The sequence below is a fragment of the Streptomyces sp. SID13031 genome, from assembly GCF_010548305.1.
Classification (GTDB): domain Bacteria; phylum Actinomycetota; class Actinomycetes; order Propionibacteriales; family Kribbellaceae; genus Kribbella.
Genome location: NZ_JAAGLV010000006.1, coordinates 101,238 through 116,532, shown reverse-complemented (window position 1 = coordinate 116,532; position 15,295 = coordinate 101,238). Strand labels below are relative to the sequence as shown.

The 15,295-nt window shown below is 68.3% G+C and carries 11 protein-coding genes; 6 read left to right on the top strand and 5 right to left on the bottom strand.

Annotated features, from left to right (window positions below; all coding sequences use genetic code 11):
* Positions 1-7: 7 nt before the first annotated feature.
* From G3I17_RS14325 to G3I17_RS14305, 5 genes are all read left to right on the top strand, one after another.
* Complete coding sequence (locus G3I17_RS14325) at positions 8-940, top strand: LLM class F420-dependent oxidoreductase (protein ID WP_164596508.1); 933 nt, start codon at positions 8-10, stop codon at positions 938-940.
* Positions 941-1,021: 81 nt separating this feature from the next.
* Positions 1,022-2,230 carry a Fic family protein gene (locus tag G3I17_RS14320; protein ID WP_203590188.1) on the top strand — a complete coding sequence of 403 codons (1,209 nt, stop codon included), beginning with the start codon at positions 1,022-1,024 and terminating at the stop codon, positions 2,228-2,230.
* A gap of 156 nt (positions 2,231-2,386) precedes the next feature.
* A complete protein-coding gene (gene acnA, locus G3I17_RS14315; protein ID WP_164596507.1) occupies positions 2,387-5,173 on the top strand; it encodes an aconitate hydratase AcnA in 2,787 nt (928 codons plus the stop codon).
* Between the two features lie 155 nt (positions 5,174-5,328).
* Entirely contained in the window at positions 5,329-5,922 is a 594-nt protein-coding gene (locus G3I17_RS14310; protein ID WP_164596506.1) for a DUF3558 domain-containing protein, read from the top strand.
* 34 nt (positions 5,923-5,956) lie between these two features.
* Positions 5,957-6,511, top strand: a complete 555-nt coding sequence (locus G3I17_RS14305) for a HEAT repeat domain-containing protein (RefSeq protein ID WP_203590187.1) — start codon at positions 5,957-5,959, stop codon at positions 6,509-6,511.
* 93 nt (positions 6,512-6,604) lie between these two features.
* Here the strand turns inward: G3I17_RS14305 and G3I17_RS41630 are convergent, their stop codons facing one another.
* From G3I17_RS41630 to G3I17_RS14290, 3 genes are all read right to left on the bottom strand, one after another.
* On the bottom strand, positions 6,605-7,429 hold the full coding sequence (locus G3I17_RS41630) for a hypothetical protein (RefSeq protein WP_164596505.1): 825 nt from the start codon (positions 7,427-7,429) through the stop codon (positions 6,605-6,607).
* A 158-nt stretch (positions 7,430-7,587) separates the two neighbouring features.
* Complete coding sequence (locus G3I17_RS14295) at positions 7,588-10,614, bottom strand: S8 family serine peptidase (RefSeq protein ID WP_164596504.1); 3,027 nt, start codon at positions 10,612-10,614, stop codon at positions 7,588-7,590.
* 28 nt (positions 10,615-10,642) lie between these two features.
* Positions 10,643-11,065, bottom strand: a complete 423-nt coding sequence (locus G3I17_RS14290) for a hypothetical protein (RefSeq protein ID WP_164596503.1) — start codon at positions 11,063-11,065, stop codon at positions 10,643-10,645.
* A 143-nt stretch (positions 11,066-11,208) separates the two neighbouring features.
* Between G3I17_RS14290 and G3I17_RS14285 the strand changes: the two genes are divergently transcribed.
* On the top strand, positions 11,209-12,843 hold the full coding sequence (locus tag G3I17_RS14285) for an alkaline phosphatase D family protein (RefSeq protein WP_164596502.1): 1,635 nt from the start codon (positions 11,209-11,211) through the stop codon (positions 12,841-12,843).
* A 21-nt stretch (positions 12,844-12,864) separates the two neighbouring features.
* On the opposite strand, the gene G3I17_RS14280 is transcribed toward G3I17_RS14285, so the two are convergent.
* Positions 12,865-13,281 (bottom strand): HIT family protein, encoded by a 417-nt coding sequence (locus tag G3I17_RS14280; RefSeq protein ID WP_164596501.1) that lies wholly within the window; start codon positions 13,279-13,281, stop codon positions 12,865-12,867.
* The gene (locus G3I17_RS14275) at positions 13,281-15,182 is read right to left on the bottom strand and encodes a Na+/H+ antiporter (RefSeq protein ID WP_164596500.1); all 1,902 of its coding nucleotides are present in this window, start codon (positions 15,180-15,182) and stop codon (positions 13,281-13,283) included. The genes G3I17_RS14280 and G3I17_RS14275 overlap by 1 nt, the downstream gene beginning before the upstream one ends.
* Positions 15,183-15,295 lie beyond the last annotated feature (113 nt).

Sequence of the window (15,295 nt, the reverse complement as noted above, 5' to 3'; positions counted from 1 at the left end):
GACCCGCATGTTGCTCAGGATCTTCACCGAACCCCAGCAAGGCGCCTCGTACGACGATCAGCTGGCCGTCGCGCGCAAGGCGGAGGAGTGCGGTTTCGACGCGTACTTCCGCTCCGACCACTACCTCGCGATGGGCAGCCGCGACGGTCTGCCCGGCCCGACCGATGCGTGGATCACGCTGGCCGGCCTGGCGCGCGAGACCAGCCGGATCAAGCTCGGCACGCTGGTCAGCCCGGTGACCTTCCGCCACCCCGGCGTACTGGCGATCACGGTCGCCCAGGTCGACCAGATGAGCGGCGGCCGCGCGGAGCTCGGGCTCGGTGCGGGCTGGTTCGCGGAGGAGCACGCGGCGTACGGGCTGGACTTCCCGGACACGCCCGGCCGCTTCGACCTGCTGGCCGAGCAACTCGAACTGATCACCGGCCTGTGGGACACGCCGGTGGGGGAGAAGTACAACTTCGACGGCGAGCACTACCAGCTGAAGGACTCGCCCGCACTGCCCAAGCCCGTGCAGCAGCCGCACCCGCCGATCATCATCGGCGGCGCCGGCAAGAAGCGCACGCCCGCTCTCACCGCGAAGTACGCCGCCGAGTTCAATGCCGGCTTCAAGACGGTTGAGGACACTGCCGCGCTGTTCGCCAGGGTTCAGGAAGCATGCACCACCGCTGGTCGCGATCCCAAGACACTCGCACTGTCTGCGGCTCACCGAGTGGTAGTCGGCAAGGACGACGCCGAGGTGAAGCGCCGCGCCGAAGCGGCCGGCTGGACCCTGGAAGAGCTGAAGGAACACGGCGTCGGCGGTACGCCGGACCAGGTCGTCGACCACCTCGCCCGCTTCGCCGAGATCGGCACCCAACGCGTCTACGTGCAAATCATGGACCTCACGGACCTGGCCCACCTTGACCTGATCGCCTCCGACGTCCTACCTCAGATGTCCTGACTAAAACTAGCGACGCTATTCCGAGTTACACTCGCTAAGTCGGAATAACTCCGGTGTTATTCCGACTTAGCGGGTGGTGAGATGGCAACGGAGCAGGCAGGACCGGCGTGGCCTGCGCATGTGCCGGAGGTCCGGCCCTGGCGGCAGTCGTACCGCGGCGGAACGATCGAGGATCGGACGCTGACCGAGGTGGTCACCATGCGGCCACCGCTGATCGCCGGCCTCGAGGTTCAGTTGACGCCTGCCGTTGGGGCGGCGGCGGAAGCCTGCGTTCGCGAGATCGTCGCGCTCGACCATTCGCACGGCGCCGACCTCAAGGCGCTGGAGACGCTCCTGTTGCGGACAGAGTCGGTTGCCTCGTCGAAGATCGAGCGGATCGAGGCATCCGTCGAGGACTTCGCCCGGGCGCTGCACGGGATTCGGTCGAACGCGTCCGCGACGTCGATGGTCGCCGCCGCGGAGGCGCTGGTGGCGATGATCAACTCCGTCGAGGGTGGGGCGGACATCGAGATCGAGCACCTGCTGCTCGCGCATCAGGCGCTGATGGCCGACGACCAGTACGAGCGTGCTTACGCGGGCCGTTTCCGGGACATGCAGAACTGGATCGGCGGCAGCGACTACTCGCCCCGTATCGCCCAGTTCGTACCGCCGGCGGCTGAGACGGTCGCCGACCACCTGGAAGATCTGGTGGCGTTCGCCAATCGGACCGACCTGCCGGTACTAGCTCAGGCGGCCATCGTGCACGCACAGTTCGAGTCAATCCACCCGTTCACGGACGGCAACGGCCGGATCGGGCGGGCGCTGATCAACGCCGTACTTCGGCGCCGCGGGGCGACCCGGCAGGTCGTGGTGCCGCTCGCGTCGGCACTCGTGGCGCGACGCGACGCCTACTTCGGCCTCCTGACTGCCTATCGTGCGGGCCAGGTCGAGCCGCTCGTGCTGGCCTTCTCGACCGCCGCGACTGTCGCTGCGAAGGAGTCGCAGGTGACCGCTCGGAGGATCGTGAAGATGCCCGAGGACTGGCGGCAGGCCGTCGGTGCGCGCCGAGGCAGCGCTGCGGCGCGACTGCTGGACGGGCTCGCTGCCGATCCGATCTTTTCTGCCGACGATGCGGCGCAGGCGATCGGAGGGCCGGTCAGCAGCGTCTACTCGGCCGTCGAGCGATTGCACGAGGCCGGCGTGATCCGTCCGCTCACCCGCCGGGTCCGCAATCAGGTGTGGGGAGCGTCCGACGTACTGGACGAACTGGAAGGCCTCGGGGCTCGGATCGCGGCCGCTGCGCTGAGATGAGGGCGGTTCGGGCGAGCGGAAGTGGCTCGATGTCGTGTATCTTGATGTCGAGAGAGTTTGTGGGTGTGGAGGTTAGGGGAGCCTGACCTCCGGGCCGGGCCGGGGGCTCGGCAGGATGGGTTCAGCGGATACAGGACCGGATAGAGGAGCAGGTTGATGGCCAGCGTCGACAGCTTCGGTGCCAAGGGCGCACTCGAGGTCAACGGAACGTCGTACGAGATCTTCAGGTTGGCGGGTATCGAGGGCGCTGAGACGCTGCCGTACTCGCTCAAGGTGCTGCTCGAGAACCTGCTGCGCACCGAGGACGGCGCGAACATCACCGCCGAGCACATCAGCAAGCTCGGCAACTGGGATGCGAACGCGGCGCCCGACACCGAGATCCAGTTCACCCCCGCGCGGGTGATCATGCAGGACTTCACGGGTGTGCCCTGTGTCGTCGACCTGGCCACCATGCGGGAGGCCGTCGCCGAGCTCGGTGGCGACCCGACCAAGATCAACCCCTTGGCGCCGGCCGAACTCGTCATCGACCACTCCGTCATCATCGACGTCTTCGGTCGCCAGGACGCCTTCGAGCGCAACGTCGAGCTGGAGTACGGGCGCAACAAGGAGCGGTACCAGTTCCTGCGCTGGGGTCAGTCCGCGTTCGACGAGTTCAAGGTCGTACCGCCGGGCACCGGCATCGTGCACCAGGTGAACATCGAGCACCTGGCCCGGACCGTGATGGTCCGCAACGGCCAGGCGTACCCGGACACCTGCGTCGGCACCGACAGCCACACCACCATGGTCAACGGCCTGGGCGTGCTCGGCTGGGGCGTCGGCGGGATCGAGGCCGAGGCCGCGATGCTCGGCCAGCCGGTGAGCATGCTGATCCCGAAGGTCGTCGGCTTCAAGCTGACCGGTGCGGTGCCGGCCGGCGCCACCGCGACGGACGTCGTGCTGACCATCACCCAGATGCTGCGCAAGCACGGGGTGGTCGGCAAGTTCGTCGAGTTCTACGGCGAGGGCGTCTCGGTCGTACCGCTGGCCAACCGCGCCACGATCGGCAACATGAGCCCGGAGTTCGGCTCTACCTGCGCGATCTTCCCGATCGATGACGTGACCCTGGAGTACCTGCGCCTGACCGGCCGCGGCGACGACGAGGTCGCCCTCGTCGAGGCCTACGCCAAGGAGCAGGGCCTGTGGCACAACGCAGACATCGAGCCGCGCTTCTCGGAGTACCTCGAGCTCGACCTGTCGACGGTCGTGCCGTCGATCGCCGGGCCGAAGCGGCCGCAGGACCGGGTCGCGCTGAGCGAGGCCAAGGAAGGCTTCCGCGGCGCCCTGGCCGACTACGCGTCGCACGAGGACGAGGCTGAGGTCGACCCGTCGGAGCTGGGCAGCTTCCCGGCAAGTGACGCGCCGAACGGCCACGGCCACACCGACGACAACCCGCTCGTGCCGCACGGCGCAGGCGACCGGGGCCGGCCGACCAAGAAGACCAAGATCAGCCTCAACGGCCAGGAGGTCGAGCTCGACCACGGCCACGTCGTGATCGCCAGCATCACCTCCTGTACCAACACCTCGAACCCCTCGGTCATGCTCGCCGCCGCGCTGCTCGCGAAGAACGCGGTCGACAAGGGCCTGACCAGCAAGCCGTGGGTCAAGACGTCGCTGGCGCCGGGCTCGAAGGTCGTCACCGACTACTACGACAAGGCCGGCGTCACGCCGTACCTGGAGAAGCTCGGCTTCCACCTGGTCGGCTACGGCTGCACCACCTGCATCGGCAACTCGGGCCCGCTGCCCGAGGAGGTCTCGGCCGGTGTCCAGGAAGCCGACCTCGCCGTCGTCTCGGTGCTGTCCGGCAACCGCAACTTCGAGGGCCGGATCAACCCGGACGTGAAGATGAACTACCTCGCGTCGCCGCCGCTGGTGATCGCCTACGCGCTGGCCGGCACGATGGACTTCGACTTCGACACCGACGCCCTGGGTCAGGACACCGACGGCAACGACGTCTTCCTGAAGGACATCTGGCCGGCGACCGACGAGGTCGAGAAGGTGATCGCCTCCTCGATCAACAAGGAGATGTTCACCAAGGACTACGCCGACGTCTTCGCCGGTGACGAGCGCTGGCAGTCGCTGCCGACGCCCGAGGGCAAGACGTTCGAGTGGGACGCCGACTCGACCTACGTGCGCAAGCCCCCGTACTTCGACGGGATGGCCAAGGAGCCGTCGCCGGTCACCGACATCGCCGGCGCGCGCGTGCTCGCCAAGCTCGGCGACTCGGTCACCACCGACCACATCTCCCCGGCCGGCTCGATCAAGGCCGACGGACCGGCCGGCAAGTACCTGGCCGAGCACGGCGTGGACCGCAAGGACTACAACTCGTACGGTTCGCGCCGCGGCAACCACGAGGTGATGATCCGGGGCACGTTCGCCAACATCCGGCTGCGCAACCAGATCGCGCCCGGCACCGAGGGCGGCTTCACCCGCGACTTCACCAAGGACGACGCGCCCGTCACGTCGATCTACGAGGCCTCCGAGTCGTACATCGCGGCCGGTACGCCGCTGGTGATCCTGGCCGGCAAGGAGTACGGCTCGGGATCGTCGCGCGACTGGGCCGCGAAGGGTACGGCGCTGCTCGGCGCAAAGGCTGTCATCACCGAGTCCTTCGAGCGCATCCACCGGTCGAACCTGATCGGCATGGGCGTCCTGCCGCTGCAGTACCCGGAGGGTGAGAACGCGGAGTCCCTCGGCCTGACCGGCGAGGAGACCTTTGACATCACGGGCGTGACCGCGCTGAACGACGGCTCGGTCCCGCGCACGGTGCACGTCAAGGTCACCGGTACCGACGGCTCGGTCAAGGAATTCGAGGCCGTGGTCCGGATCGACACCCCCGGCGAGGCCGACTACTACCGCAACGGCGGCATCCTGCAGTACGTGCTGCGCTCCCTGATCGCGAACTGATCACCACCGGTACGGCGTACTGCGGGCTGCTGCCCGGGGTGCGCCGTACTGGTCTGTGCGGAGCTGTTCATCGGTGAGGTTGCTCGTCGTAATACAGTCCTGGTTAGCTGTCGATGCTCGGCCGGGCGGGCCGGGCCTCATTTCCGGGGGGAAACGTGCGTTACCCACTGCTCTTGCTAGCTACGGCGTTGCTGGTCACGGGGTGTGCGGCCGAGGAGCCGACTACCTATGGACCGACCACGGCCGGACCGACCCTCAGACCCAAGTCGACCGGGCCGAGGACACCCGATCCGAGCCTGCCGAACATCGACGCGACGACCGAGCCGACGGCCAAGCCGCTGTGTTCGATCTTCACCACGGCGGAGATCACCGCGACGCTCGGACTCCCCGTCCGCAAGGTGGTGGCCGGTAAGCGCGGCCCGTACGTCACCTGCACCTGGACGACGGTGAAGCCGGTGGAAGGCCCCGGCAGCGTCACCATCACCCGCGGTGATGGGGCGCAGTACGACGCGTTCTCGCAGCAGATGATCGCCGAGGCGAAGTCGAAGAAGGCGCGTGGCAAGAAGCTGCTCGAAGGAGTCGGGGACGAGGGCTTCGCGATCGGCGCCTCGGTCAGCGGAGTCCCGATCTGGTACGCCGTGGTTCAGCACGCCGGCGTACTGACCGGGGTGCAGGTGTCGGGCGCGGGCAGCAAGGCCAGCGTCGGCACGATCAAGGCGTTCATGATCGAGGTCCTCGCGCGGGGCTGAGAAACTGTCGGCGGGGTCCGATTTACTGGGCGGCATGGAACGGGAGCCTCCACGCGACGTGATCCGGGCGGCCTGCGCGAAGTACGGCGAGGACGTGGTGATCGACTGGTGCGTCGCGTACCTGACCGGTGAGATCTCGGGCGAGGACGCCTACGGTCCGGAGCTGCCGAAGCTGGTGGCGATCACGGGCTCGGCGAATCCGGGCGGATGGTCGCAGCCGGTCGATCCGGTGAACTTCTACTGGATCAGGGTGTGGGCGGCGCGAGCGTTCCTCTACATCTGGCGCGACGACGTGGTCGATGCGCTCCTGGCAGTCACCGACGATCCAGCGTGGCGAGTGCGTGAGCATGTCGCCCGGATCACCGCTCAACGCGAGCTGGGCCAGCTGGTCGATGCGCTGATCCCGATGCTGGACCACGAGCTGCCGCGGGTGCGCGCTGCCGCAGTACGGGCGGTGGGTGCAGCGGGGGAGTTCGAGCACGTCGAGGCGGTCGAGGCGCTCCGGGACGATCCGGACCAGACCGTACGAGCCGCGGTTGAGCGCGCGCTGGACGGACTGGCCCGCAGGCTGGACCGCGAGCTGGAGTAGCCCGCTGCGCTGAGGTGGAGGGCCGCAGCGCGGGAACGCAGGGCCGGGGCGGCACCCGTGGTGGGTGCCGCCCCGGTGTCAGCTATTGCGTGCTCAGGTGCCGGAGAGCGGGTAGATGCGCGGCAGGATGTTGTAGTCGTCGCCGTTCGGGCGGAGTGAGATGTAGGTGCCCGAGTACAGGCAGCTCGAGGTGGAGACGTTGTGGGCGAGCGACAGGGCGTGGCCGAGCTCGTGGCAGGCGATGGTGCGGTGCTCGTTGGCGTTCAGCGGGTAGCTGTCGTTCAGCTGGACGGTGACCGGGCCTTGAGTCCCCGGTGACCAGGTAGTGAGGCCGTACCAGCCGGTGGCGCCGTAGCCACCGTTGTAGACATTGACGCAGTGCGTGCCGCCCGGGCAGCCCGCGGTGTACCAGCGGTAGTAGGCGTCGATGCCGACTGCCTGGTACCAGTCGTTCACAGCGTTGGTCACCGGCCAGGCCGACGACGTGTGGTCGAGGAAGTAGACCTGCGGGTCACGGAAGGACCCGTAGCTCCAGCGGTGGTCGCACCACTCACGGGCACTCCCATAGCTGAGGCACTCGAGCAGCTTGTCCTGCTTCTGGCCAGGCTGCGCGGTGGGCGGCTGCTGCCCCTTGGCGAGTACTCCGGTGACGCCGCTGCGGCGGAGCTTCTCCCGGAGCTGATCCGGTGTCACTCCCTTGGCGGGGTCGTAGATCGTCACGCTGACAGTGCCGTCCTTGGCCTTGCCGGTGACGTAAACGGTGTCGGTGTGGTCGTCTGCGGCCGCAGTGGCGGGGCGGGCCGCACTGGCCTGGATGCTCTGGTCGTTCGTCGGCTGGGCGTTGCTGCTGGTGGTCAGGGCCACGACGGCCATCCCGCCGGCGGCTAGTACTGCGGTAATGCGTACTGCTTGCCTCATCTGAATCCCCTCAGTCGGTCCGTGACTTTGTGTCAGCGGATCGGGACTCTCTGATTTCAGCGGTTTGACGGGGAATTCGACAGGCAGTTCAACCGGCAGTTCGATTGCTGCCGGTAGCGGTCGACGGACCCTGAGTGAGATCCGCCGACCGCCGGGGATCAGATCCCGAGCAGGTTCAGCTTCTCCAGGAGCAGGGTCTGCTGGCGGATCTGGGTGTTGGTCGAGGCCGGGCTGAGCCGGATGGCCTCGGCCTGGGCCATGACTGCCCCGAAGGTGCTGTCCAGCCGCAGGTCCAGGTTGGTGTCCACCCTGGTCCCGAGGTCGAACGAGCCGTCCGCGAAGTTCAGCCAGGCAGCGAGTGCCTGCCGGTCGAACTCGGCCTTCGGATTGAGCAGCTGGAGGTTCAGCACGCTGTGCGCCTTGGCCATCGTGGAGACGTCCTTCGCCTCGGAGAAGAGCGGGCTCATGTGCTGGACCACCTGCAGGTAGCAGTTCACTGTGCTGACCGGCAGGTCGATCGGCGGGAGCCGGAGACCGGCGCGGGTCTGCAGGAACCACACCGGCGCGATCCTGGTCAGGTGCGCGTTCCCGGTCACGACCACCTTGGCCGCGTCGGAGCTGGTACCACCGTCGTCATCTCGTGCCCCGAAGCCGACGTCGTAGCTGCACGCCGATCCGAACGTGTGCGACTTGCTGTCGGTCACGTCCCGCGGCTGGAGGTCAGGACTCGTCACCGGGTCGGTACCGGGCGGGTTGACCATGTAGTTCGTCGTCACGTCCGGTGCGGGCGGCCCGTTACCCCAGCTCCAGCTGAGCGCCAGGTCGTCACTGCCCGGGTCCGTCGACCGCGCCTTGAACGGCACCGCTTGCCCGCTGTGCGCGATGAAGGTCGGTACTCCGTTGACCACCGTCGCGCCGGTCTCGTCGATCACGGCCGTCGGCGCGACGTTCGTGACCTGCAAGGGGAAGGACGCGGTCTGGCTGCCGCCGTCGTCGTCGGTCACCTTCACACCGACCGTGAACGCCCCGTTGTCCCCGTAGGCCCGCGTTCCGGTCACGGTGCCCTGATCCGCCGGCGGCCCGTCGTTGGTCAGGATCATCGACCCAGCGGTCGGGGCGCCGAAGCCCCAGTTGATCTCCGACGAGTACGTGTCACCCCATCCCGGATCGCTGAACGACGCCTTGGCGGCCATTGTCGACCCTTCGGTGATCGTCTTCACCTGCGCCGGATCGATCGTGACGGCCGGCGCGACGTTGCTGACCTGTACTGCGAACGAGGCCGAACTCGTCCCGCCGTCGTCATCCGTCACGGTCACCTTGACGGTGTAGCTGCCGTTGTCCGCATAGGCATGGCTGCCGGTGATCTGACCCTGGTCCGCCGGCGGTCCCTGGGTGGTGACCGTCGCCGGGGGAGTGCTCGTACTACCGTCGCCCCACTCGATCTGGGCGCTGTACGCGTCGGCCCATCCCGGATCGGAGAACCCGGCCTTCACCGAGAAGGTACTGCCCTCGGTCGCGGTGGTGAGCTGGCCCGCGTCGATGCTGATGCTCGGGGCAACGTTCGCCACGTTCACGTGGAAGGTCGTGGTCGCCGTCTCGCCCTTGTCGTCGGTCGCGGTGATCGTGACGTCGCCGCTCTGCGCGGGCCCGTCGCTGGTACCGCGACTCCATGACCAGCGGCCGCCACCAGCATCCGACACGACACCGCTCGACGCGGTGAGGCCGACCGGCCGGCCTTCGGGGTCGCTGAAACCCCCGGCATTGGTTGCCGTCGAGCCTTCGTTGACGTTGACCGTGCCCTGGTCCGCGCTGATCGCGGGCGGGTTGTTGCCCTCCTGCAATGCTGCCAGCAGGTCGATGCGCGGCGTGGTCACGTTTGTCGTCGGACTGGTCGCGTAGGTGATATCGACGCCGGTGTCCCGCAGATAGGTGAGAAGAGTCGCCGCCGTGGCGTTCGGGTACGCGTGCCGGAGTGCGGCGATCGAGCCGGCGACATGCGGTGCGGCCATCGAGGTGCCCTGGAAATTCGCCCAGGCGTCGTCCGGTACCGACGAGTCGATGGAGGTGCCCGGCGCGAAGAGGTCGAGCAGCGAGCCGCGGTTGGAGTAGCCCGCCGGGGTGTCTACGTCGTTGCCACTGCCATCGGCATCGATCGCGCCGACCGTCACGGCGGTGGAGACGCAGGCGGGTTCGCCGACGCCCGCCGGGTGCGACTCGTTGCCGGCCGAGAGCGTCGTCGTGATGCCCACCGAGAGCAGCAGGTCGATCGATGCCTTGGTCGAGCTGCCGTCGCAGGTAGTGGTGTGGTTGCTGTCGTCACCGCCGCTCAGATTGGCCGAGGCGATCGTGAACGAGTTGCGCAGGTCGTAGATCCGCTGCATCCCGGCGATGAAGTCGGAGTAGTAGAACTGCGCGCAGGGTGGATTGCCGTCGCAGCCGGTGTTGGCGCGGTGGTAGACCTGGATCGCGATGATGTTCGCGCCCGGCGCCACCCCGTTGCCCGGGGCACCGGTCACGCCGGCCCCGTTGCCGGCCGCGATCCCCGCGACGTGGCTGCCGTGACGGCAGATGTTCGCCATACCGTTGAGGCATTGGGCCGTCTCCGCGTCGGCAGCGCCCGCGCCGGTCTGGCTCGCTGTGCCGTTCGGGCAGAGCGAGACCTCGGTGGCGGCGTCATTCACGCTGGAGTAGCACGCCTCGGAGACGATCCGGCCGGTGAAGAACGGGTGGTCCCGGTCGATCCCGGTATCGAGGATCGCGACCGTCTGGCCGGCGCCGGTGAAGCCCAGTTGCTGGACCTGATCCGCGTGGATGAACGGGATGCTCGAAGCCAGCGACGGCGAGCCGACCTTGTCCTCCTGGATCGAGACGACGTTCGGGTCGGCCGCGAGTTCCTCGAGTGCCTTCTCGTCCGCATCCAGCGCGAGGAGCGGGATCGAGCGGTACGTCTGGTTCACGTCCGCCGAGCCCTGGTCGATGTTGTCGAGCACGCTCTGTTTGTCGGCGAGCTGGTCGACCTGGACGATGACCCGGGTCGAGCCCTCCTGAGCGGCCTTGTCGATCAGACTCTGCTCGGCCGGATTCGGCGTCGGATCCGGCGCAGCCTGCACCGGGAGCTGAACGGCCATCGCCGCCAGCATGGCCAGAGCCGCGGCTCCGGCGGTGAACAGTCTTCGGTTGTGCATGATGGTTCCCCCCATGGGATTAGGCGTCTCAGCCGTGCTGAGACTGGGCGGTGTCTTCCTGAACTGCTGCCACTCGCTGCGAGCGCAGCAGCCGTTCGAGAGCAGCCGCGTCGACCGTCAACGCAAGCTGCGGGGTGAAGGCGAAGCGCCGTACGGCCCGCACGCCGGACGACGGGAGCTCAGCCAGTACGGCGTCCTGCGCCGCCCGAATCGCGCGGCGCTGAGCCTGTCGCGCGGACTCGTCGGCAAGCTCCCCTTCGGGCACGTACGTCCCGGCGAGCGTCACGACCACCGGCAGGGTCCCGGCGGGCGGGACTCTGCTCAGGAGCGTGCTCTGTGGCGTGCTCCCGGGCGACGGCTGCTGAGCGTCCGGCGTCGTGCTCGCCCCGGACGAGCAGGAAGCCGCCAGCAGCAACGCCGCCGCGAGCACACCCCATCGGACCCAATGCATGACGTTCCCCCGGTCATCTGCTTGTTCCTCTGATGCTCTGCCGCTGCCTTCAGAAATCCTTAAAGTCCACTTCGTGAATCGCTGTCATCGGATGGCCACCTGGATGTCAGTCGTCGGCTTCCCGGGGCGGGAAGCGTCGGCGTATGGAGACCTCCCGTAGATCCGTCCTGAAAGCCGGTCTGGCTTCCTCAGCGGCCGTCGCCGGCCTTGCGAGCCTGACCACACCGACCACCGCGGCCGCCACTCCCATCCCGCAGGATCCGTTCACGCTCGGTGTCGCGAGCGGCGACCCGTGGCCCGACGGGTTCGTGCTCTGGACCCGGCTCGCGATCGACCCGCTCGCCGAGAACGGCCTCGGTGGCATGCCGAGCCGCTCGTACGCCGTGCAGTGGCAGGTGGCAGGCGATGCGCGGTTCCATCACGTTGTGCGCTCGGGGGTGGCCGTGGCCCGCCCCGAGCACGCGCATTCGGTCCACGTGACCATCGAGGGACTGCGACCGGGACGCGAGTACTGGTACCGGTTCCGGGTCGACGGCCGGGCGTCGCGGGTCGGGAGAGCGCTCACCGCACCGGCTCGCGGGACGACTCCGCGCGAGCTGGCGATGTCATTCGTGTCGTGTTCGCAGTTCGAGCACGGCTGGTTCACGGCGTACCGGCGGCTGGCGGAGGATCGGCCGGATCTGGTGCTCCACCTGGGTGACTATCAGTACGAGTACACGAAGAACACGTACGTCGCCCCCGGCGGCAATGTGCGCGACCACGATGGACCGGAGACCACCACGCTGGCGTCGTACCGGCAGCGGCACGCGCAGTACAAGAGCGATCTGGATCTGCAGGCGGCGCACGCGGTGGCGCCGTGGCTGGTCGTCTGGGACGACCACGAGGTCGACAACAACTGGGCCGACGAGATCCCGGAGAAGCCGGAAGAGGGGTTCCTCGAGCGCCGGGCGGCCGCCTTCCAGGCGTACTACGAGAACATGCCGCTGCGGGCGACCTCGAAGCCGCGGGGCATCGACATGCAGCTCTACCGGCGGGTGAAGTGGGGTGAGCTGGCGACCTTCCACATGCTCGACACCCGGCAGTACCGCGACGACCAGGGCTGCGGCGACGGCTACAAGGACTGCCCGGCCGCGGTCGACCCGAAGCGCTCGATCACCGGTGGGCGGCAGGAGAAGTGGTTGATCGATGGGTTCCGCCGCTCGGAGGCGCGCTGGGACGTCCTCGGCCAGCAGGTGTTCTTCGCCCAGCGCGACAACACCGAGGGGCCGGTCAAGCTCACCTCGATGGACGCCTGGGACGGGTATGTCGCCTCACGCGACCGGATCACTCGCGGCTGGGTCGACGCGCGGGTGCGCAATCCCGTCGTACTGACCGGTGACGTGCACGCGCACTGGGCGTCCGACCTGAAGCTCGACTATGCCGACCCGGCGTCGCGGACGGTGGGCTCGGAGCTGGTCTGCTCGTCCATCTCGACGGGTGGGAACGGCAGCGACTCGGCGTCGGGCTCGCACCCGTGGCTGCGCTGGAACCCGCACCTGCGCTTCCAGAACAACCTCCGCGGCTATGTGAACACCACCATCACGCGCGAGTCGCTGGTCGCCGACTTCCGCTGTGTCAGGGCCGTCCAGAGCAAGGACGCCGACGTCTTCACCCGCGCCCAGTTCACCATCGAGGACCGCAACCCGGGCCTCCACCAGACCGCTGACACCCCGCCGGCCGCCGCTTTCCGTACTGCGACCGCCCCCGACACCATCGCCTGGGAGACCGAGCGCCCTTAACGCTCAAGGGAACTCCAGAGCTCACTCGGCGAGTGAGCTCTGGAGTTTCTCCGCGTACTGCGCTGCTTCGGCGTCGTCGGCGTATTTGGTGCGTGGCCAGAAGAAGCCGCGCAAGCCGTCGCCCTTGGTGCGGGGGACTATGTGCACGTGGAGGTGGGGGACCGACTGCGACACGACGTTGTTGACGGCGACGAAGGAGCCTTGCGCGTCATAGGCGGTGCGGACTGCCGCGGCGACTGACCGGGCGGCGCCGAAGAGCGGGACCGTCAGCTCGTCGGGCAGCTCGACCAAGGTCGCGATGTGCTCGCGTGGGACGAGCAGGGTGTGCCCCTTGAACACCGGTCGGATGTCCAGGAAGCCCAGCACCTCAGGGGTGTCGTAGACGATGTGTGCTGGCGTCGATCCGGCGATGATCGAGCAGAAGAGACAGTCGGCCATCAGCCAAGCTTCTCGTCTACGAAGCACCAGCGCCAAGTCTCGCCGGCCTCGAAGCTGCGCATCACCGGGTGCGCGGTCTCGTCGAAGTGCTTGCTCGCGTGCCGCGCGGGCGACGAGTCGCAGCAACCGACGTGGCCGCAGCCCAGACACAGCCGCAGGTGGACCCAGGTGCCGCCGTCGCGGAGGCACTCCTCGCAGCCCTCAGGCGTCTTCGGCGTAAGCACGCAGGGTGCGGCGGCCAGGTGTTCGCATTCGGCGGCCGTCGTCGGGGGAGCGGTCAGGTTGTCCGACTGCCCGCCGACGTCGTCGGCCTCGGAGCGGTCGAGGATCGACTCCTCGATGTCGAGCGCGATCTGGGCGCGCTGGAGCACCTCGTCGGCGACCAGGCCGTCGTCGCGGACCTTGAGGATGTGCGCCCGTTCGGTGTCCAGCATCGCCATCCGCAGCCGGCGGTAGGCCTCGCTCGGCGTCTCCAGATCGGTCTCCGCCCGGCCGAGGCGTTCCCAGGCGGCGAGGGCCCGGGATTCGCCGCGTTGGCGCAGCAGGGTGACGACCTCCGGCGGGTCGTTCGGGGTGACGAGCTCGTCGAGCTTCTGCTCCGCGGCGCGGTGCGCACCTTGCAGTACGGCGGCTTCCTGCAGCGCGTCCTCGGCAGGGTCGGGGCCGGGCAGCCGCAACCGGCGTACGAGCCAAGGCAGGGTCGACCCCTGCAGCAGCAGGGTCCCGGCGGTCACCACGAGTGCCATGAAGACCAGTACTTCGCGGTGCGGTGTGTTCTCCGGCAGGATGAAGACGGCCGCCAGCGTGACCACGCCGCGCATCCCGGCCCAGGAGACGACGACGAGGGCCTGCACGCTGACCGGGCCAGGCCGGGAGCGGCCAAGGATTCGCCGGGACAGGTAGGTGACCGGGAAGAGCCAGATCGGGCGGAGCAGGACGGTGGCCAGGAAGACGCCGATCGTGGCCACCGCGATGGTCCAGCCCGACAGAGGGCTCCGCGAGAGGTCGTCGAGGATCCATCGGGTCTGCAGGCCGATCAGCAGGAAGACCGTGTTCTCGAGCAGGAACTGGAAGGTGCGCCAGTTGGTCCGCTCGGAGATCCGGGACGCCGCCGACTGGATGATCGGCGCCTTGTGGCCGAGCAGCAGGCCGGTCACGACGACGGCGAGCACGCCCGACGCGTGCACGTAGTGGTTCTCGGCGGCGACGTACGCGATGAACGGTGCAGTCAGGCTGAGGGTGGTGTCCAGCACGGGATCGGTGAAGCGCTTGCGGACCTTGGCGAGGACGAACGCGACGATCAGGCCGACCACGACGCCACCGCCGGCCGCGCGGAGGAAGTCGAGGCCGACGTGCAGGAAGGTCGGCGTGATCAGGGCGGCGGCGATCGCGGTGTTCAGGCAGACCAGCGCGGTCGCGTCGTTGAGCAGGCTTTCGCCCTCGAGGATCGTCACCACGCGCCGGGGCAGGCCGACCTTCTTGGCGATCGCGGTGGCCGCGACTGCGTCGGGCGGCGCCACGACCGCACCGATGGCGAAGGCAGCCCACAGCGGGAGCGGGTTCTCACTGACCATCGACGGACCGAGCAGCCAGTAGGCGACCAGCCCGACTCCCGCGGCGGTGAAGGCGACCAGGCCGACGGACAGCAGGCCGATGGAGCGGCGGTGCTTGGAGAAGTCGACGAGGCTGGTTTTGATCGCCGCGGAGTACAGCAGCGGCGGCAGGAAGCCGACCAGGACGACCTCGTGGGACAGCTCGACCCGGGGCACGAACGGCAGGTACGAGGCGGCGACCCCGATCACGACGAGCAGGAGGGGAGCCGAGAGCCCGATCCGCCGAGCCAGCGCGGCCCCTGCCGCGACCAAGGCGACGAGGGCAACGATCTCGATCGCGATATCCACGCGCACAGTCTCGCAGGCGCTATTGGCGGCTGCTGCGCGGTTCGCCCACAGCGGAGATCAGGAACTGTCCGACCGGCCTGCAATCATCTACCGTGTGCGCACCGGCACGCCAC

Coding starts and splice junctions, on each gene's coding strand:
- G3I17_RS14325 (WP_164596508.1), top strand. CDS start 8: ATGTTGCTCAGGATCTTCACCGAACCCCAGCAAGGCGCCTCGTACGAC.
- G3I17_RS14305 (WP_203590187.1), top strand. CDS start 5,957: ATGGAACGGGAGCCTCCACGCGACGTGATCCGGGCGGCCTGCGCGAAG.
- G3I17_RS14280 (WP_164596501.1), bottom strand. CDS start 13,281: ATGGCCGACTGTCTCTTCTGCTCGATCATCGCCGGATCGACGCCAGCA.
- G3I17_RS41630 (WP_164596505.1), bottom strand. CDS start 7,429: ATGAGGCAAGCAGTACGCATTACCGCAGTACTAGCCGCCGGCGGGATG.
- G3I17_RS14320 (WP_203590188.1), top strand. CDS start 1,022: ATGGCAACGGAGCAGGCAGGACCGGCGTGGCCTGCGCATGTGCCGGAG.
- G3I17_RS14290 (WP_164596503.1), bottom strand. CDS start 11,065: ATGCATTGGGTCCGATGGGGTGTGCTCGCGGCGGCGTTGCTGCTGGCG.
- G3I17_RS14285 (WP_164596502.1), top strand. CDS start 11,209: ATGGAGACCTCCCGTAGATCCGTCCTGAAAGCCGGTCTGGCTTCCTCA.
- G3I17_RS14295 (WP_164596504.1), bottom strand. CDS start 10,614: ATGCACAACCGAAGACTGTTCACCGCCGGAGCCGCGGCTCTGGCCATG.
- acnA (WP_164596507.1), top strand. CDS start 2,387: ATGGCCAGCGTCGACAGCTTCGGTGCCAAGGGCGCACTCGAGGTCAAC.